The sequence below is a fragment of the Mycobacterium europaeum genome, from assembly GCF_034555895.2.
Classification (GTDB): Bacteria; Actinomycetota; Actinomycetes; order Mycobacteriales; family Mycobacteriaceae; genus Mycobacterium; species Mycobacterium europaeum.
Genome location: NZ_CP157315.1, coordinates 2,698,570 through 2,715,771, shown reverse-complemented (window position 1 = coordinate 2,715,771; position 17,202 = coordinate 2,698,570). Strand labels below are relative to the sequence as shown.

The 17,202-nt window shown below is 70.4% G+C and carries 17 protein-coding genes; 10 read left to right on the top strand and 7 right to left on the bottom strand.

Features of this window, described 5'->3' with window-relative positions; genetic code table 11:
* Nucleotides 1-264: a hypothetical protein gene (locus tag U8D42_RS11945; protein ID WP_085238737.1), complete on the bottom strand. Its 264-nt coding sequence runs from the start codon at nucleotides 262-264 to the stop codon at nucleotides 1-3.
* A 94-nt stretch (nucleotides 265-358) separates the two neighbouring features.
* Between U8D42_RS11945 and U8D42_RS11940 the strand changes: the two genes are divergently transcribed.
* Nucleotides 359-1,741, top strand: coding sequence for an ATP-binding protein (locus U8D42_RS11940; RefSeq protein WP_431523849.1), 1,383 nt, complete (start codon nucleotides 359-361; stop codon nucleotides 1,739-1,741).
* Here the strand turns inward: U8D42_RS11940 and U8D42_RS11935 are convergent.
* Together U8D42_RS11935 and U8D42_RS11930 are read right to left on the bottom strand one after the other, a co-directional pair.
* Nucleotides 1,723-2,391: a response regulator transcription factor gene (locus U8D42_RS11935; protein WP_322861366.1), complete on the bottom strand. Its 669-nt coding sequence runs from the start codon at nucleotides 2,389-2,391 to the stop codon at nucleotides 1,723-1,725. The two genes, U8D42_RS11940 and U8D42_RS11935, sit on opposite strands and share 19 nt — an antisense overlap.
* 18 nt (nucleotides 2,392-2,409) lie before the next feature.
* On the bottom strand, nucleotides 2,410-3,186 hold the full coding sequence (locus U8D42_RS11930; protein ID WP_085238734.1) for a COG4705 family protein: 777 nt from the start codon (nucleotides 3,184-3,186) through the stop codon (nucleotides 2,410-2,412).
* A gap of 286 nt (nucleotides 3,187-3,472) precedes the next feature.
* On the opposite strand from U8D42_RS11930, the gene U8D42_RS11925 reads away from it, so the two are divergent.
* Entirely contained in the window at nucleotides 3,473-4,732 is a 1,260-nt protein-coding gene (locus U8D42_RS11925) for an MFS transporter (RefSeq protein ID WP_322861365.1), read from the top strand.
* 55 nt (nucleotides 4,733-4,787) lie between these two features.
* Here U8D42_RS11925 and U8D42_RS11920 read toward each other — a convergent pair whose 3' ends face one another.
* Genes U8D42_RS11920 through U8D42_RS11910 form a run of 3 tightly spaced genes read right to left on the bottom strand, consistent with a single transcriptional unit; the run spans nucleotide 4,788 to nucleotide 6,931 of the window.
* Nucleotides 4,788-5,327, bottom strand: a complete 540-nt coding sequence (locus tag U8D42_RS11920; protein WP_431523848.1) for a GNAT family N-acetyltransferase — start codon at nucleotides 5,325-5,327, stop codon at nucleotides 4,788-4,790.
* 4 nt (nucleotides 5,328-5,331) lie between these two features.
* Nucleotides 5,332-6,537 carry a serine hydrolase domain-containing protein gene (locus U8D42_RS11915; protein WP_322861364.1) on the bottom strand — a complete coding sequence of 402 codons (1,206 nt, stop codon included), beginning with the start codon at nucleotides 6,535-6,537 and terminating at the stop codon, nucleotides 5,332-5,334.
* A gap of 43 nt (nucleotides 6,538-6,580) precedes the next feature.
* Nucleotides 6,581-6,931, bottom strand: coding sequence for an STAS domain-containing protein (locus U8D42_RS11910; RefSeq protein WP_322861363.1), 351 nt, complete (start codon nucleotides 6,929-6,931; stop codon nucleotides 6,581-6,583).
* Nucleotides 6,932-7,142: 211 nt separating this feature from the next.
* On the opposite strand from U8D42_RS11910, the gene U8D42_RS11905 reads away from it, so the two are divergent.
* Complete coding sequence (locus tag U8D42_RS11905; protein WP_085238731.1) at nucleotides 7,143-7,571, top strand: cellulose-binding domain-containing protein; 429 nt, start codon at nucleotides 7,143-7,145, stop codon at nucleotides 7,569-7,571.
* On the opposite strand, the gene U8D42_RS11900 is transcribed toward U8D42_RS11905, so the two are convergent.
* Nucleotides 7,568-8,206, bottom strand: coding sequence for a class I SAM-dependent methyltransferase (locus tag U8D42_RS11900; RefSeq protein ID WP_322861384.1), 639 nt, complete (start codon nucleotides 8,204-8,206; stop codon nucleotides 7,568-7,570). The two genes, U8D42_RS11905 and U8D42_RS11900, sit on opposite strands and share 4 nt — an antisense overlap.
* A 211-nt stretch (nucleotides 8,207-8,417) precedes the next feature.
* On the opposite strand from U8D42_RS11900, the gene pyrR reads away from it, so the two are divergent.
* The 7 genes from pyrR to pyrF all read left to right on the top strand — a co-directional run bounded on the left by pyrR (nucleotide 8,418) and on the right by pyrF (nucleotide 17,158).
* Nucleotides 8,418-8,981, top strand: a complete 564-nt coding sequence (pyrR, locus tag U8D42_RS11895) for a bifunctional pyr operon transcriptional regulator/uracil phosphoribosyltransferase PyrR (protein WP_322861362.1) — start codon at nucleotides 8,418-8,420, stop codon at nucleotides 8,979-8,981.
* Nucleotides 8,978-9,937 (top strand): aspartate carbamoyltransferase catalytic subunit, encoded by a 960-nt coding sequence (locus U8D42_RS11890; RefSeq protein ID WP_085238728.1) that lies wholly within the window; start codon nucleotides 8,978-8,980, stop codon nucleotides 9,935-9,937. Before pyrR ends, U8D42_RS11890 begins: the two co-directional genes overlap by 4 nt.
* Nucleotides 9,934-11,226, top strand: coding sequence for a dihydroorotase (locus U8D42_RS11885; RefSeq protein WP_322861361.1), 1,293 nt, complete (start codon nucleotides 9,934-9,936; stop codon nucleotides 11,224-11,226). Before U8D42_RS11890 ends, U8D42_RS11885 begins: the two co-directional genes overlap by 4 nt.
* Nucleotides 11,223-11,723, top strand: a complete 501-nt coding sequence (locus U8D42_RS11880) for a transporter (protein ID WP_322861360.1) — start codon at nucleotides 11,223-11,225, stop codon at nucleotides 11,721-11,723. The genes U8D42_RS11885 and U8D42_RS11880 overlap by 4 nt, the downstream gene beginning before the upstream one ends.
* On the top strand, nucleotides 11,720-12,841 hold the full coding sequence (gene carA, locus U8D42_RS11875; protein ID WP_322861359.1) for a glutamine-hydrolyzing carbamoyl-phosphate synthase small subunit: 1,122 nt from the start codon (nucleotides 11,720-11,722) through the stop codon (nucleotides 12,839-12,841). The genes U8D42_RS11880 and carA overlap by 4 nt, the downstream gene beginning before the upstream one ends.
* A 127-nt stretch (nucleotides 12,842-12,968) precedes the next feature.
* Nucleotides 12,969-16,334 carry a carbamoyl-phosphate synthase large subunit gene (gene carB / locus U8D42_RS11870; protein WP_322861358.1) on the top strand — a complete coding sequence of 1,122 codons (3,366 nt, stop codon included), beginning with the start codon at nucleotides 12,969-12,971 and terminating at the stop codon, nucleotides 16,332-16,334.
* Entirely contained in the window at nucleotides 16,331-17,158 is an 828-nt protein-coding gene (pyrF, locus tag U8D42_RS11865) for an orotidine-5'-phosphate decarboxylase (RefSeq protein WP_322861357.1), read from the top strand. The genes carB and pyrF overlap by 4 nt, the downstream gene beginning before the upstream one ends.
* Nucleotides 17,159-17,202 lie beyond the last annotated feature (44 nt).

The following is a 17,202-nucleotide window of genomic DNA, read 5'->3' as shown; positions in this document are numbered from 1 at the left end:
CTAATGCCCCGGTTGGGCCGAGACTTGTGGTTGCGGCCGGCCGAGTTCGCCCCGCCGGATCCCCCGCTGGATCTCGTCGCTGCGGGCGGTGCTGCCGGCTCGAGCCGTCTCCGGACAGCTGCAGCTGAGGGTGTTGAAAGGGCTCGGGTCGGCGCCGGCCGGCGCCGCCCCCACCAGCCCGGAGCCCAGGACGATGGCGAGATAGGCCAGCATTCGTGTGGTCGCGCGGTTGTTGCGGCGCGCAAGGCGTGCAGTACCTGACATGACGAGGTCAGCCTAGGAGGGGGTCGCTGAGAGGCCGCTGAGAAGCGTGCTGAGCTCGGTGTTTCCCGGGTGGCGGCCCTGCAGAATCGGAGGTGTGCAGCTGCCTCGCCTCCCGCACTGGGGCATCCCCGCCCGCTCGGCCGCGGTGTCGGCGGTCGTCGTGCTCTGCGCGCTCGCCATCGCCGGCGCGGGACTGGACGCGTTCCTGTATCGGTCCCTGCTGACGGGCGTCGATTACGCCTCCGCCGAGAGAGTGCGCGACCTGAAAAAGGCGCTGCAGTCCGATCCGCCGGCCGGCCTCGACAGCTCGCTGTTGACCACCGACCAACGCGTGGTCGCCGTTCAAGTGATCGCCCCGGACGGTCAGGTGGTGAAGCGGTCACGCTCGGCGCCCACCACGCCGCTCGTTCCGGTCGGCGAGTTCGGCTTCGAGCTGCGTCGCGGATTGTCCGACGACGCGGTGGCCGGTGACGACATGCGCGTCAGCGGTCAACGGGTCGCGACCCCGTCCGGCGACTACACGGTGCTGGTGGGCGGCGGTAGCCGCGCGGTCGAGGCGACCGCGCGGACCGTCGCCCTGCTGCTGGCGTGCGGCGCGCCGGTCGTCATCGCCGGGGCCGCGGCCGCGACGTTCTGGCTGGTTCGCCGGTCGCTGCGATCCGTGGACGCGATCCGCGCGCACGTGGCCGAAATCTCGGCATCGGATCTGGCCGAACGGGTTCCGGTGCCGGAGGGCCGCGACGAGATCGCCGCGCTGGCGGTCACCATGAACCAGATGCTGTCGCGCATCGAAGCCGGCCACCGTGCGCAACAACGCTTTGTCGGCGACGCGTCACATGAGCTGCGCAGCCCGCTGGCCACCATCATCTCCGGACTGGAGGTCGCCGAGGCCCACCCCGATCTGCTGGACGCGGAGCTGGCGGTCCACACCCTGCTGCCCGAGGCGCAACGCATGCGCACGCTGGTCGAAGATCTGCTGCTGCTGGCCCGGGCCGACGAACAGAGCCTGCTGCGGCGCAGGGAAGAACTGGCTCTCGATGACGTCGCCGCCGTCGAGGCCGCCCGCGCGCGCCGCGAGGCGGACTGCGCAATCGACACCGACCTGTGCCCGGTGCGTTGCACCGGCGACCCGGTGGCCCTCTCGCGGATGATCCGCAACCTCGTGGAAAACGCCGTCCGCCATGCCACGTCGCGGGTTGTCCTCGAGGTCGGCAGCCGCGACGGCACGGCGATCCTCACCGTCGGCGACGACGGCCCCGGAATCGCTCCGGGCGACCGGACCCGGGTGTTCGAACGCTTCGTGCGGCTGGATTCCGACCGTGCCCGCAGCGGCGGGGGAGCCGGCCTTGGCCTGGCGATCGTCGCCGAGGTGGCCGCCGCTCACGGCGGCACGGTCACCATCGACGACCGGGCGGGGGGCGGGACCCGAGTGATCGTGACCCTGCCGCACCGCGACCCTCAGCACAACAGTCGGTAACCGACGCCGCGGATCGTTTCGATGGTGTTGGTGCCGAACGGCATATCGATCTTGCGGCGCAGATATCCCACGTAGACCTCGACCACGTTGTCGGGGCCGTGGTAGTGCGCATCCCACACGTTGCGCAGGATTTCGGCCTTCGTCACCACCATGTCCTTATTGCGCATCAGGAATTCGAGCACCCCGAACTCCCTGGGCGTCAACGTGATCGGGGTGGAGTCGCGTCGGACGGTGTGGCGCGCGGGGTCCAGCACCAGCGATCCGGCGGTCAGCACCGCGGGTCGCTCCGGCACGCCGCGACGCACCAGCGCACGCAGCCGCGCCACGAGCACCCGAAACGAGAACGGCTTGGTCAGGTAGTCGTCGGCGCCCAGCTCGAACGCGTCGGTCTCGTCGTACTCGCCGTCCTTGGCGGTCAGCATGAGCACCGGTGTCCACACGTTGCGCGCCCGCATCCGGCGCAGCACCTCGTATCCGCTCTGGCCGGGGAGCATGATGTCGAGGACCACCACGTCGAAGCTGTTCTCGATGGCCTCCCGCAGGCCGTCGACGCCGGTGCCGACGTTCACCACGACGAACCCCTCGGCCTGCAGGCCCCGGGCGAGGGTCGCCGACAGCCGCGCTTCGTCCTCGACGAGAAGGACCCTCATGTCGTCACGCTCATGTCGTCATGCTTCGTGGTGGGCCGCGCCGGGGTGGCGCCCCGGACGCTGGGGGAGGACGACGAGCAGGGCCACGATGATCGCGGCGATCACCGCCGACGCCAGCGGGCGGCTCAGGGCCAGGCCGCCGTCGGCGACCGGCTTGTCGATGAAGTCGCCCACCGTCGCGCCCAACGGACGGGTCAAGATGAACGCGACCCAGAACAGCACCACCCGCGAGACCGACGTCCAGTAGTAGAGCGCCACGACCGCGGCCAGGCCGGCCGCGAACACCAGCGCGCCGCGCTCGTAACCGAAGTCGCGGGTGTCGGCGAGCCAATCGCCGAGCGCGGTGCCCAGGGTCTGCGAGAAAGTGATTGTCGCCCAATAGAACGCCTCCACTTTCGGCGTGGAGACGGTGGTGACCGACACCGTGCCCTGCGACCAGCGCCACAGGCCCAGGGTGGCCAGCAGGCACGCCAACAGCAGCAGCGACCCGCCGGTGTAGCCGATGCCCAGCGAACGGTCGGCGAAGTCGGCCAGCGTCGTGCCGAATGTCGTCGAGGCCACGATCGTCGCCCAGTACAGCGCCGCGTGGAAGCGCTTGGCGAAGATCTGCGCGGCAACCAGCACGACCAGCGCGACGCCGAACAGCGCGACCCCCGCCGCGTAGCCCCAGTTCAGTGTCATCGTGACGGTGTCGCCGCCCGTCTCGCCCAGCGTGGTGGCGAAGACCTTGATGATCCAGAAGCCCAGGGTGACCGCGGGCACCTTGGTCAGCGCCTGCCGCGAAACGTCAGTCATCCCCCGTCAACTTCCGGTGTCGTCGTTGGTGCTTTTCTAGGGTAGTCGCGCTGAGAAAACGCTGAGTGCGCGCATAAGCGAGCGCTGTGTTCGCGCTGTGAATCACGGGGTCGCATAGCGACTCGGCCGTTTCGCTAATCCCAAGGCGCAGAACGGATTCCGCTGATGAACCGCGGGGGCCGGGGCGTCAACTCTGAGTATCGGTTATCAATCGCCTTAGGATCCAATACGTTACGGTGCTCGCGGCGACAACCGCCCGGGCGAACGTCGTGTCACCATGGATTTCATGTCTCGGGAAGCCGGCAGCGTCGGTCGACTCGGCGCGGGGGCGCGGTGGTCGGTCATGGTCGTCTCCCTGGGGGTGACGGCGACGTCGTTCCTCTTCATCAATGGCGTCGCGTTCCTGATCCCGTCGCTGCAGGCGGGCCGCGGCATCCCGTTGGCCGAGGCCGGCCTGGTGTCGTCCATGCCGAGTTGGGGCATGGTGGTGACGCTGGTGCTGTGGGGCTGGGTGTTGGACCGCGTCGGTGAGCGGGTCGTGCTGACGGTCGGTTCGGCGCTCACGGCGGCGGCGGCCTGTGCGGCGGCGTCGGCCCATTCGATGCTGGCCGTCAGCGTCTTCTTGGTCCTCGGCGGGATGGCGGCGGCCAGCTGCAACACCGCCGGCGGGCGGCTGGTGTCCGCGTGGTTCCCGTCGCACCAGCGGGGCCTGGCGATGGGCATTCGTCAGACCGCGCAGCCATTGGGCATCGCCCTGGGCGCGTTGGTGATACCGGAGCTGGCCGAGCGCGGCCCACGTTCGGGGCTGATGTTCCTCGCGCTCATGTGCACGGTGGCCGCGGTCGCCAGCGCGCTGGGGATCGTCGATCCGCCCCGGAAATCGCGCAAGGCGGCCACCGACGCCGAACTGGCCAGCCCCTATCGAGGGTCCTCCGTACTGTGGCGACTTCACGCGGTGAGCGCGCTGCTGATGATGCCGCAGACGGTGACCGTGACGTTCATGCTCGTGTGGCTGATCAATCGGCAGGGCTGGTCGCTGGCCGCCGCCGGCGGCCTGGTGATGGTGTGTCAGCTGCTGGGGGCGGCGGGCCGTGTCGCGGTCGGGCGCTGGTCGGATCGCGTCGGCTCGCGGATGCGGCCCCTCCGCGCCGTAGCCGTCGCCGCCGCGCTGAGCCTGTTCCTGCTGGCCTTCACCGACGGCGCCGGTTCACGCTTCGACGTGGTGCTCATGGTCGTCATCTCGGTGATCGCGGTGCTCGACAACGGACTCGAGGCCACGGCGATCACCGAGTTCGCCGGGCCGTTCTGGAGCGGTCGCGCGTTGGGCCTGCAGAACACCGCGCAACGGCTGATGGCCGCCGCCGGGCCGCCCCTCTTCGGTGCGCTGATCGCGGCCGCCGCGTACCCGCCGGCGTGGGCGCTGTGCGCGTTGTTCCCGCTGGCGGCCGTGCCGCTGGTGCCCTCCTCCGCACGGAACCCGGGCGCGCCGGACGGTGCCGGGTCACCGGGAGCCGGGCGTGACCGCGAGGTGATCGGCGTTTCGTGATCGCGCGCAGGGCGCCGGACCCGGCCTGGTAGCCGGCGATCCGGGGTGCGCTCGATCAGCGCAGGATCCTGGCGTACAGCAGGCTGTCCTGCGGCTCGGAGCCGACGTTGGGGTAGACGGCGTGGCGGGCCAGTCGTCCCTCCAGCACGAAACCGGCGCGCTCCAGCAGCCTGGCCGAGCGCTCGTTGTCGACGCTGCAGGTGGCCCACACCCGATACACCGCCGGGTCGCTGTCGAGCGTGGCCAGCAGCATGTCGAGCACGTCGGCCATCAGACCCTTCCCCCACCACCGACGGCTCAGGCAGTAACCGATCTCGACCGAGTGCGGCGCCGCCCGCCGGCAGCTGGCCAGCCCGACGACCTCGCCGCTGTGCCGCAACTCGATCACCCAGGTCCGCTCGTCGGGGGTGGCGTTGAGCTTCTCGGTGATCACCCGCCGCGTCGCCGCGACGTCGGGATGCGGCGCCCACATCAGATACTTGGTGACCTCGGGGTCGCGCGCGACGCGCTGAAACAGGGCGCCCGCGTCGTCGAGCACGGGCCGGCGCAGCACCAGCCGGGGCCCGGTGATCCGGTCGGGTGGGTAATCGGCCACGGTGCTAGAGGCCGAGCGCCTGATACGTGCGGCGAACGAATTTCGGTTGTACCGATTGGAGTTTCGCCAGCGAGGTGTTGCCGGCGACGGCCGCGGCCACGTCGGCGGACATGTCGGGCAGGTTCTGCACCAGATAGAGCAGAACCAGGTCGGCGGTCGGGTCGGCCTGCCACCACGTCCCGTAGGCGCCGGGCCAGCTGAAGGTCCCGACGCCGCCCGGGCCGAACAGCGGCGCGCTGCGGGCCGGATCGGTCACCACCGACAGGTTCAGCCCGAAGCCGCGGCCCACCCAGTACGGCGCCCCCAGGAAGTTGTGGCGTTTCTGTTCGTCGGTCAGCCGGTCGGTCCGCATCAGGCGGGCGGACTCGGCCGACAACACCCGCACACCGTCGATCGTTCCTTCACCGAGCAGCATCCGCACGAACCGCAGGTAGTCGTCGGCGGTCGACCACAGGCCCCCGCCCGCGTTGGGGAAGGAGGGCGGCTTGATGTGCGGCGGACCCATCACGTCATGGTGCAGTTGGCCCCGCTCGTCGAGCCGATACATGGTCGCGGCGCGGCGCCGCGCCTCGGGGGAGACGAAGAACCCGCTGTCACGCATGCCGACCGGGCCGAGCACCCGCTCGTCGAGAACCTGGTGGAACGGCTTGCCCTCGATGCGCGACGCGATGACGCCCAGCAGGTCGATCGAATGGCTGTAGGTGAGCCGGTCGCCCGGCTGATGCACCAGCGGCAGTTTGGCCAGCTCGGCCAGCCAGGCGTCCGGGCCCTGATTGAACGGCAACCGCATGTAGGCCTTGGCGATCGGCCCGGACACCGAGAAGCTGTAGGCCAGGCCGCTGGTGTGGGTGAGCAGGTCCTCGATCAGGATGGCGCGCCGGGCCGGATGCGTCCGGTCCAGCGGGCCGTGCGGCTCGTCGAGCACCCGCAGATCGGCCAGCTCGGGGACCCAGCGCACGATGGGGTCTTTCAGCGTCAGCTTGCCCTCGTCGACCAGGCTCATCACCGCGGCGACGGTGACCGGCTTGGTCATCGAGGCGATCCGGAACAGCGTGTCCCGCTGCATCGGCAGGCCGGCGTCCACATCGCGATGGCCGATTTCGTTGACCTGCAGCACTTCTCCGCGCTGCCAGACCATGGTGACCGCGCCGGCGAGCATGCCGGCGTCGCACACTTCGCGGATGGAGGCCGCGTTGGCGTCGAGATTCACCCGAATCACGTTAGCGTCGGGCCCGGGGCGCACCGACGTCACACTAGGACTCTCGCCCCTCCAGCGCCTGGTTCACCGTGGGATAGAGGTCGATGACCTCGTCGAGGCCCACGATGCGCAGCGGCCGGCTGGTGGCCGAGCCGTCGGCGGCCACCCGCAGCGACGTCGGGCTGTCCTGGGTCAGGCGATGCACCTCGACCAGCACGGTGATGCCCGCCGAGGACAGGAAATCCACCTCGGTGAGGTCGATGACGAGCACGGCCGGCGTGCCGGACAGGGCGATGTCGATGTGCGTGGCGAGCGAGGGCGCGGTGATGATGTCCACGACGCCGCTGACCTCCAGGATCACCGCCTCACCGGCGTCGCGGCGGTTGACCCAAAACTCCTCGCTCATGACGATCCGAACCGTATCGCCTTCTCAACACGGCCGGTTAACCGGCCCGTCACCCGCCCGCGACGTGGGGGCCGGCCCGTCACCCGCCCGCGACGTGGGGATCGGTGCACCGGGGCCGAAATTTCATGACGGTTTCGGTTGGGCAAAGGTACGGCAGCTTACCCGCGGGGCGCGGGCCGACATCCCCGGTCCGGTTCTAGTGTTGGCTGCTATGGCTGGACTGAAGAATCACGTGAAGCGCTGGCACACAGCGCTTCACGTAGCGGCCTCGGCGTCGGCGGTTGCCCTCGTCGGGCTGGCGGTCGCCCCCGCGGCTCATGCGGCCGCGGCCACGGCGACGTTGACGGTCGAACATACCTGGCAGACCGGCTTCATCGCCCGCTTCACCGTCACCAACCCGAACATGGTGCCGCTACCCGATTGGAAGCTCGAATTCGACATGCCGGCCGGACAGTCCGTCGTGCACAGCTGGAACAGCACCGTCACCCAATCCGGCACGCATTTTGTGGTCACCCCGGCGAATTGGAACCGCGTCATCGCGCCCGGGGGTTCGGCCACGGGGGGCTTCCGGGGCGTGCTGAGCGGTACCTATTCGCCACCGTCGAATTGCGTGCTCAACGGGCAGTATCGCTGCGCCTAGCGGCGACCGCGCTGGGCGCGGACGTACCAGAACGCCATCTCGACCTGTGCGCCGTCCACCTCGCGGCGCATCGTGGCGGGCTCCAGCGCCGCGATGTCCCACCCCGCGCCGCCCAGGACGTCGCGCAGCGTCTGCTCGGAGACCGCCGGCCGGGGCCAGCGCTCGTCGGGGGCGTTCGCGTCGGAGAAGCAGCTGATCAACAGCGTGGCGCCCGGCCTGGTCGCGCGGTGCACCGCGGCGGCGTAGCTGCGCTTGCCCTCGTCGTCGAGGCAGTGGAACATGCCGCTGTCGATGACGGTGTCGAACGCGCCGCTGTAGCCCGCCAGCTCGGTGGAGTCGGCGACCGCGAACGTGATGTCCACGCCGGCGTCGGCGGCCCGGCGCCCGGCGGTGATCAGCGCGGTGGGGGAGATGTCCAGGCCGGTCACCTGGAACCCGTTCTGCGCCAGGTAGATGGCGTTGTCGCCGAGCCCGCAGCCGATGTCGAGGACGTCACCGTGGACCCAGCCCCCGCCATGCCACGCGATGACATTGTCCTTGGGCGCCTTGGTGTCCCACGGCGGTGTCGTCATCGGCGGGATGCCTTCGCCGGGGCTCTCGCCGCGGTAGAGCGCGTCGAAGTCCATTCGCTGCAGTCCGGAGAAGCCTGAGCCGGTCATGTCCGCCAGGGTAGTGCCGCGTCCGCTCAAGCCGGGACGCGTGGGACGCGTGTGGCGCGTCGGGTGATCCCGCGCGGTGGCGGTCGTGCCTCGCGCCGCCCTCCGGCGAAGAAGTGCTACGCTGCCGGGCAGTCGACATCCTTTAACGATCCGTCCGGCGAGGCGGAGAAGGAGGTCAGGGTTTCGCATGGGTGCAGCGGGTGACACCGGCACCGGCCGCGAGTTGATGTCGGCGGCCGACGTGAGTCGCACCATTTCCCGTATCGCGCATCAGATCATCGAAAAGACCGCGCTGGACGGGCCCGACGCGCCGCGGGTGGTGCTGCTGGGCATCCCGACCCGCGGCGTGATCCTCGCCGAGCGGCTGGCCACCAACATCGCCGAATACAGCGGAGTCGACGTCGGACACGGCGCCCTCGACATCACCCTGTATCGCGACGACCTGATGCAGAAGCCGCCGCGACCGCTGGAGGTCACCTCGATCCCGGCCGGCGGCATCGACGACGCGCTGGTGATCCTCATCGACGACGTGCTGTATTCCGGGCGTTCGGTCCGCTCGGCGCTGGACGCCCTGCGCGACGTGGGCCGCCCGCGGGTGGTGCAGTTGGCGGTGCTGGTCGACCGCGGCCACCGCGAACTGCCGCTGCGCGCCGACTACGTCGGCAAGAACGTGCCCACCTCCCGCACCGAGAGCGTGCACGTGCTGCTGAGCGAGCAGGACGGGCGCGACGCGGTGGTGATCTCGCGATGACGCGTCACCTGCTGGCCGCCGGCGATCTCAGCCGCGACGAGGCCACCGCCATCCTCGACGACGCGGACCGGTTCGCCGAGGCGCTGGTGGGCCGCGAGGTCAAGAAGCTGCCGACCCTGCGCGGGCGCACCGTGATCACGATGTTCTACGAGAACTCCACCCGCACCCGGGTGTCGTTCGAGGTGGCCGGCAAGTGGATGAGCGCCGACGTGATCAACGTCAGCGCCGCCGGATCCTCGGTGGGCAAGGGCGAATCGCTGCGCGACACCGCGTTGACGCTGCGCGCGGCCGGCGCCGACGCGCTGATCATCCGGCATCCGGCCTCCGGCGCGGCCCATCTGTTGGCCGACTGGACGTGCGCCGACAACGATTCCGGCCCCTCGGTGATCAACGCCGGCGACGGCACGCACGAGCACCCGACGCAAGCGCTGCTGGACGCCCTGACCATCCGCCAGCGCCTCGGCGGGATCGAGGGCCGGCGCGTCGTGATCGTCGGCGACATCCTGCACAGCCGGGTCGCCCGCTCCAATGTCATGCTGCTGAACACCCTGGGCGCGGAGGTGGTGCTGGTCGCGCCCCCGACGCTGTTGCCGGCCGGGGTCGACGGCTGGCCGGTCACCGTCTCCGGCGACTTCGACGCCGAGCTGCCCGCCGCCGACGCGGTGCTGATGCTGCGGGTGCAGGCCGAGCGGATGAACGGCGGTTTCTTCCCGTCGGTGCGCGAATACTCCTCCCGCTTCGGGCTTTCCGATCGCCGCCAGGCCATGCTGCCCGGCCACGCCGTGGTGCTGCACCCGGGCCCGATGCTGCGTGGCATGGAGATCGCGTCGTCGGTGGCCGACTCGTCGCAATCGGCTGTGCTGCAACAGGTTGCCAACGGTGTGCACGTGCGGATGGCGGTGCTGTTCCACGTGCTGGTGGGTGCGGAATCCGCCGGGAAAGAGGGGGCGGCGTGAGCGTGCTGATCCGCGGGGTCCGGTTGTACGGCGAGGGCGACCGGGTCGACGTGCTGGTCGATGACGGCCAGATCGCCGACATCGGGCCCACGCTCGCGATTCCCGACACGGCCGACGTCATCGACGCCACCGGGCAGGTGCTGCTGCCCGGCTTCGTCGACCTGCACACCCACCTGCGCGAGCCCGGCCGCGAATACGCCGAGGACATCGAAACCGGCTCGGCCGCAGCGGCGTTGGGCGGGTACACCGCCGTGTTCGCGATGGCCAACACCAACCCGGTCGCCGACAGCCCGGTGGTCACCGACCACGTCTGGCACCGCGGCCAGCAGGTCGCCCTGGTCGACGTCCACCCCGTCGGCGCCGTCACCGTCGGATTGGCCGGCACCGAGCTCACCGAGATGGGCATGATGGCGGCCGGCGCCGCGCAGGTCCGGATGTTCTCCGACGACGGCAGCTGCGTGCACGACCCGCTGGTGATGCGCCGCGCGCTCGAATACGCCACGGGCCTGGGGGTGCTGATCGCCCAGCACGCCGAGGAACCACGGCTGACCGTCGGCGCGGTCGCCCACGAGGGACCCGCCGCCGCCCGGCTCGGCCTCGCGGGATGGCCGCGGGCCGCCGAGGAGTCGATCGTCGCGCGGGACGCGCTGCTGGCCCGCGATGCGGGCGCCCGCGTCCACATCTGCCACGCCTCCACCGCGGGCACCGTCGAGCTGTTGAAATGGGCCAAGGGACAAGGGATCTCGATCACCGCCGAGGTCACCCCGCACCATCTGCTGCTCGACGACAGCAGGCTCGCCGGCTACGACGGCCGCAATCGCGTCAACCCGCCGCTGCGCGAGGCCGCCGACGCGGTGGCGTTGCGCCAGGCCCTGGCCGACGGCGTGATCGACTGTGTGGCCACCGACCACGCCCCGCACGCCGAGCACGAGAAGTGCGTGGAGTTCGCCGCGGCGCGTCCCGGCATGCTGGGCCTGCAGACCGCACTGTCGGTGGTGGTGCGGACCATGGTGGAGCCCGGGCTGCTGACATGGCGGGGCGTCGCCCGCGTGATGAGCGAAAACCCGGCGCGCATCGTCGGGCTGCCCGACCAGGGCCGCCCGCTGGAGGTGGGTGAGCCGGCCAACCTGACGGTGGTGGACCCCGACGCCACCTGGACCGTCGCCGGGTCCGAGCTGGCCAGCCGGTCGGCCAACACGCCCTTCGAGTCGATGGCGCTGCCCGCCACCGTGACGGCCACCCTGCTGCGCGGGAAGGTCACCGCTCGAGACGGGAAGTGCCCGGCATGAATTCCGGCACGCTGGTGGGGTCGCTCATCTTCGCGGCCGTGCTGGTGGTGGTGATCGCGGTGGTCATCCAGCTGATGATGCGCAGCTGGCGGCGGCGCTCGCAACGGCAGTCCGAACTGATCGGCCGGCTGCCCGACGCGCCCGACCAGGTGGGCGCGGCGACGACCACCACCCAAGGCCACTATTGCGGTTCGATGATGGCCCCGGGCTGGAGCGAGCGGATCGCCGTCGGCGATCTGGGTTACCGCAGCAAAGCGGTGCTGACCCGCTATGCGAGCGGAATCATGGTGGAACGCCTACGCGCCCAACCGCTTTGGATTCCACGCGATTCGATCACCCACATCCGCATGGAGCGCGGCATGGGAGGCCGGCCCGCGGCCCGGATCGGGATTCTGGCGATTCGGTGGCGGCTGCCGTCGGGAGTCGAGATCGACACCGGCTTCCGGGCCAACCACCGTGATGACTACACCGAGTGGCTGAAAGAGGAAGCAGCGTGACCAACAAGGCCCTACTGGTACTCGAGGACGGGCGGGTCTTCACCGGCACGCCGTTCGGCCAGATCGGCCAAACCCTCGGCGAGGCCGTGTTTTCCACCGGCATGTCCGGCTACCAGGAGACGCTGACCGACCCCAGTTATCACCGGCAGATCGTGGTGGCCACCGCGCCGCAGATCGGCAACACCGGCTGGAACACCGAGGACGCCGAAAGCCGCGGCGACAAGATCTGGGTCGCCGGTTACGCGGTGCGTGACCCGTCGCCGCGGGCGTCGAACTGGCGCGCCACCGGCACGCTGGAGGACGAACTGGTGCGCCAGCACATCGTCGGGATCGCCGGCATCGACACCCGGGCGGTGGTGCGCCACCTGCGCACCCGCGGCTCCATGAAGGCCGGGGTGTTCTCCGGCGAGGCGCTCGCCGAGCCGGCCGAGCTGGTGGAGCGGGTTCGGGGGCAGCAGTCGATGCTGGGTGCCGATCTCGCAGGCGAGGTCAGCACCCCGGAGCCCTACATCGTGGAAGCCGAAGGCCAACAACGGTTTACCGTGGTTGCGCTGGACCTGGGCATCAAGACCAACACCCCGCGCAACTTCGCCCGCCGGGGCGTCCGCAGCCATGTGCTCCCGTCGTCGACGAGCTTCGACCAGATCACCGACATCGCACCCGACGGCGTGTTCCTGTCCAACGGCCCCGGTGACCCCGCCACCGCCGACGACGTCGTCGCGCTCACCCGCGAGGTGCTGGGCGCCGGAATCCCGTTGTTCGGCATCTGTTTCGGCAACCAGATCCTGGGCCGCGCACTGGGCCTGTCCACCTACAAGATGGTCTTCGGCCACCGCGGGATCAACATCCCCGTCATCGACCACGCCACCGGGCGGGTGGCGGTGACCGCGCAGAACCACGGCTTCGCGCTGGAAGGCGAGGCGGGCCAATCCTTCGACACACCGTTCGGGCCGGCCGTCGTCAGCCACACCTGCGCCAACGACGGGGTGGTCGAGGGCGTCAAACTCGCCGACGGGCGGGCGTTCTCGGTGCAGTACCACCCGGAGGCCGCCGCCGGCCCGCACGACGCGGAATACCTGTTCGACCAATTCATCGAGCTGATGGCCGCGCCGCGATGACCACTCCCCGCACTCCTACCCGCGCGAGCGTGCGTGTCTGCGCAGCGACGCGCCGTAGTCGGCGTACATCTGCGCACCTTCACGCCCGCAGCGCCCGCAAGGCCCAACAACGCGAAAGGGGGCGCTAGTGCCGCGGCGCAGTGACCTCAAGCACGTGCTGGTGATCGGCTCGGGACCGATCGTCATCGGCCAGGCGGCCGAATTCGACTACTCCGGCACCCAGGCCTGCCGGGTGCTGCGGGCGGAGGGCCTGCAGGTCAGCCTGATCAACTCCAACCCGGCCACCATCATGACCGACCCGGAGTACGCCGACCACACCTACGTCGAACCCATCACCCCGGCCTTCGTCGAGCGGGTGATCGCCCAGCAGGCAGAGCGCGGCAACAAGATCGACGCGCTACTGGCCACGCTGGGCGGACAGACGGCGCTCAACACCGCGGTCGCGCTGCACGAGAACGGGGCGCTGGAACGCCACGGTGTCGAGTTGATCGGGGCGGACATCGACGCCATCCAGCGCGGCGAGGACCGGCAGATGTTCAAGGACATCGTCGCCAAGGTCGGCGGCGAATCCGCGCGCAGCCGGGTGTGTTTCACCATGGAAGAGGTTCGCGAGACGGTCGAGGAACTCGGGCTCCCGGTGGTGGTGCGGCCCAGCTTCACCATGGGCGGGCTGGGGTCGGGCATGGCGCGATCCGTCGAGGAGGTCGACCGGATGGCCGGCGCCGGCCTGGCCGAAAGTCCCAGCGCCAACGTGCTGATCGAGGAATCGATCTACGGCTGGAAGGAATTCGAGCTCGAGCTGATGCGCGACGGCAACGACAACGTGGTCGTGGTGTGCTCGATCGAGAACTTCGACCCGATGGGCGTGCACACCGGCGACTCGGTCACCGTCGCTCCGGCCATGACGCTGACCGACCGGGAATACCAGCGGATGCGCGACCTGGGCATCGCGATCCTGCGCGAGGTCGGGGTGGACACCGGCGGCTGCAACATTCAGTTCGCGATCAACCCGGTCGATGGCCGGCTCATCGTCATCGAGATGAACCCGCGGGTGTCGAGGTCCAGCGCGCTGGCCTCCAAGGCCACCGGCTTCCCGATCGCCAAGATCGCCGCCAAGCTGGCCATCGGGTACAGCCTCGACGAGATCGTCAACGACATCACCAAGGAAACGCCGGCCTGCTTCGAACCCACCCTCGACTACGTCGTGGTCAAGGCGCCGCGGTTCGCGTTCGAGAAGTTCCCCGGCGCCGACCCCACCCTGACCACCACGATGAAGTCCGTCGGCGAGGCGATGTCGTTGGGCCGCAACTTCATCGAGGCACTCGGCAAGGTGATGCGGTCGTTGGAGACCACCCGCGCAGGCTTCTGGACCAAGCCGGACCCGGACGGGGACGCCGGCGAGGTGCTGGACCGGCTGCGCACCCCGACCGAGGGCAGGCTCTACGACATCGAACTGGCGCTGCGGCTGGGCGCCTCGGTCGAGCAGGTCGCCGAGGCCAGCGGCGTCGACCCGTGGTTCGTCGCCCAGATCGGCGAGCTGGGCACGCTGCGCGCCGAGTTGGTCGAGGCCCCGGTGCTGGACACCGACCTGCTGCGGCGGGCCAAGCACAGCGGGCTGTCGGATCGCCAGATCGCCGCGCTGCGGCCCGAATTGGCGGGGGAGAACGGGGTGCGCTCGCTGCGCGAGCGCCTCGGCATCCACCCGGTGTACAAGACGGTGGACACCTGCGCGGCCGAGTTCGAGGCCAAGACGCCTTACCACTACAGCAGCTACGAGCTCGACCCGGCGGCCGAGACGGAGGTGGCCCCGCAGGCCGAGCGGCCCAAGGTGTTGATCCTCGGGTCGGGGCCGAACCGCATCGGGCAGGGCATCGAGTTCGACTACAGCTGTGTGCACGCCGCAACGACATTGAGCCAGGCCGGCTTTGAGACTGTGATGATCAACTGCAACCCCGAGACGGTGTCCACCGACTACGACACCGCCGACCGGCTGTACTTCGAGCCGCTGACGTTCGAAGACGTCCTGGAGGTGTTCCACGCCGAACAGCAGTCGGCGGGGGACGGGCCCGGGGTGGTCGGCGTCATCGTGCAGCTGGGCGGGCAGACCCCGCTCGGGCTGGCGCAGCGCCTGTCCGACGCGGGGGTCCCGATCGTGGGCACCCCGCCGGAGGCGATCGATCTGGCCGAGGACCGCGGCGCGTTCGGTGACGTGCTGACCGGCGCCGGGTTGCCGGCACCGAAATACGGCATGGCAACCACTTTCGCGCAGGCCCGCCGGATCGCCGAGGACATCGGCTACCCGGTGCTGGTGCGGCCGTCGTACGTGCTGGGCGGGCGCGGGATGGAGATCGTCTACGACGAGGAGACGCTGGAGGGCTACATCACCCGCGCCACCGAGCTCTCGCCCGAGCACCCGGTGCTGGTGGACCGCTTCCTCGAGGACGCGGTGGAGATCGACGTGGACGCGCTGTGCGACGGCACCGAGGTCTACATCGGCGGCATCATGGAGCACATCGAGGAGGCCGGCATCCACTCCGGCGACTCGGCGTGCGCGCTGCCGCCGGTCACGCTGGGTCGCAGCGACATCGAGAAGGTGCGCCGCGCGACCGAGGCGATCGCGCACGGCATCGGCGTGATCGGCCTGCTCAACGTGCAGTACGCGCTGAAGGACGACGTGCTCTATGTCCTCGAGGCCAACCCGAGGGCCAGCCGCACAGTGCCGTTCGTCTCCAAAGCCACCGCGGTTCCGCTCGCCAAGGCGTGCGCCCGGATCATGTTGGGCGCCAACATTGCCCAGCTCCGTGACGAGGGAATGCTGGCGGCCACCGGGGATGGCGCCCACGCGGCCCAGAACGCCCCTATCGCGGTCAAGGAGGCCGTGTTGCCGTTCCACCGCTTCCGCCGCGCCGACGGGGCCGCGATCGATTCGCTGCTGGGCCCGGAGATGAAGTCGACCGGCGAGGTGATGGGCATCGACCGCGACTTCGGCACCGCGTTTGCCAAGAGCCAGACCGCCGCCTACGGGTCGCTGCCGGCGCAGGGCACGGTATTCGTCTCGGTCGCCAACCGGGACAAGCGGTCGCTGGTGTTCCCCGTCAAGCGCCTGGCCGACCTGGGCTTCCGCGTGCTGGCCACCGAGGGTACCGCGGAGACGTTGCGCCGCAACGGGATTCCCTGCGACGAGGTCCGCAAACACTTCGAGCCGCCGCAGCCGGGCCGCCCGGCCGTGTCCGCCGTCGACGCGATCAAGGCCGGTGAGGTGGACATGGTGATCAACACGCCCTACGGCAACTCCGGCCCGCGCATCGACGGCTACGAGATCCGGTCGGCCGCAGTGTCGGTCAACATTCCCTGCGTCACGACCGTGCAGGGCGCGTCCGCCGCCATCCAGGGCATCGAGGCGGGCATCCGCGGCGACATCGGCGTCCGGTCCCTGCAAGAGCTGCACAGCCTGATGGGACAGGGTGCCGCGCCCGGCGAAGGCGCCCGGTGACGGGCTTCGGCGTCCGGCTGGCCGAGGCCAAGGCGCGACGCGGCCCGCTGTGTGTGGGCATCGACCCGCACCCCGAGCTGCTGCGCGCCTGGGATCTGCCGGTCAGCGCCGAGGGGCTGGCCGCGTTCTGCGACATCTGCGTCGAGGCCTTCTCCGGGTTCGCCGTCGTCAAGCCCCAGGTGGCGTTCTTCGAGCCCTACGGCGCCGCCGGGTTCGCCGTGCTGGAACGCACCATCGCGGCGCTGCGCTCGGTCGGGGTCCTGGTGCTGGCCGACGCCAAGCGCGGCGACATCGGCACGACGATGGGGGCCTACGCCGCCGCCTGGGCGGGTGACTCGCCGCTGGCCGCCGACGCCGTGACCGCCTCGCCGTACCTCGGGTTCGGTTCGCTGCGACCGCTGCTGGAGGCCGCCGCCGCGCACAATCGCGGCGTGTTCGTGCTGGCCGCCACCTCCAACCCCGAGGGCGCGACCGTGCAGCGCGCCGTGTTCGACGGCCGCACGGTGGCCCAGCTGGTCGTCGACCAGGCGGCGGTGGTGAACAAGTCCGCCACGCCGACCGGTCCCGGCTACGTCGGCGTGGTGGTGGGCGCGACCGTCCTGCAGGCCCCCGACCTGAGCGCGCTGGGCGGACCGGTGCTGGTGCCGGGCCTGGGGGTGCAGGGGGGACGGCCCGAGACTCTCGCCGGGCTGGGTGGGGCGGATCCCGGCCAGCTGCTGCCCGCGGTGGCCCGCGAGGTGCTGCGCGCCGGGCCGGGGGTGGCCGAGCTGCGGGCGGCCGGCGAGCGGATGCGGGACGCCGTCGCCTACCTGGCCGCGCCGTAGGCGCGTCGCGGGTGAACTCTCGGCTTTCAGTGTGAGCCGGGGGC

Bases quoted from the DNA above. Each gene is read 5' to 3' on its own strand.
- U8D42_RS11945 (WP_085238737.1), bottom strand. From the start codon at position 264: ATGTCAGGTACTGCACGCCTTGCGCGCCGCAACAACCGCGCGACCACA.
- U8D42_RS11935 (WP_322861366.1), bottom strand. From the start codon at position 2,391: ATGAGGGTCCTTCTCGTCGAGGACGAAGCGCGGCTGTCGGCGACCCTC.
- U8D42_RS11930 (WP_085238734.1), bottom strand. From the start codon at position 3,186: ATGACTGACGTTTCGCGGCAGGCGCTGACCAAGGTGCCCGCGGTCACC.
- U8D42_RS11925 (WP_322861365.1), top strand. From the start codon at position 3,473: ATGTCTCGGGAAGCCGGCAGCGTCGGTCGACTCGGCGCGGGGGCGCGG.
- U8D42_RS11910 (WP_322861363.1), bottom strand. From the start codon at position 6,931: ATGAGCGAGGAGTTTTGGGTCAACCGCCGCGACGCCGGTGAGGCGGTG.
- U8D42_RS11905 (WP_085238731.1), top strand. From the start codon at position 7,143: ATGGCTGGACTGAAGAATCACGTGAAGCGCTGGCACACAGCGCTTCAC.
- pyrR (WP_322861362.1), top strand. From the start codon at position 8,418: ATGGGTGCAGCGGGTGACACCGGCACCGGCCGCGAGTTGATGTCGGCG.
- U8D42_RS11890 (WP_085238728.1), top strand. From the start codon at position 8,978: ATGACGCGTCACCTGCTGGCCGCCGGCGATCTCAGCCGCGACGAGGCC.
- U8D42_RS11880 (WP_322861360.1), top strand. From the start codon at position 11,223: ATGAATTCCGGCACGCTGGTGGGGTCGCTCATCTTCGCGGCCGTGCTG.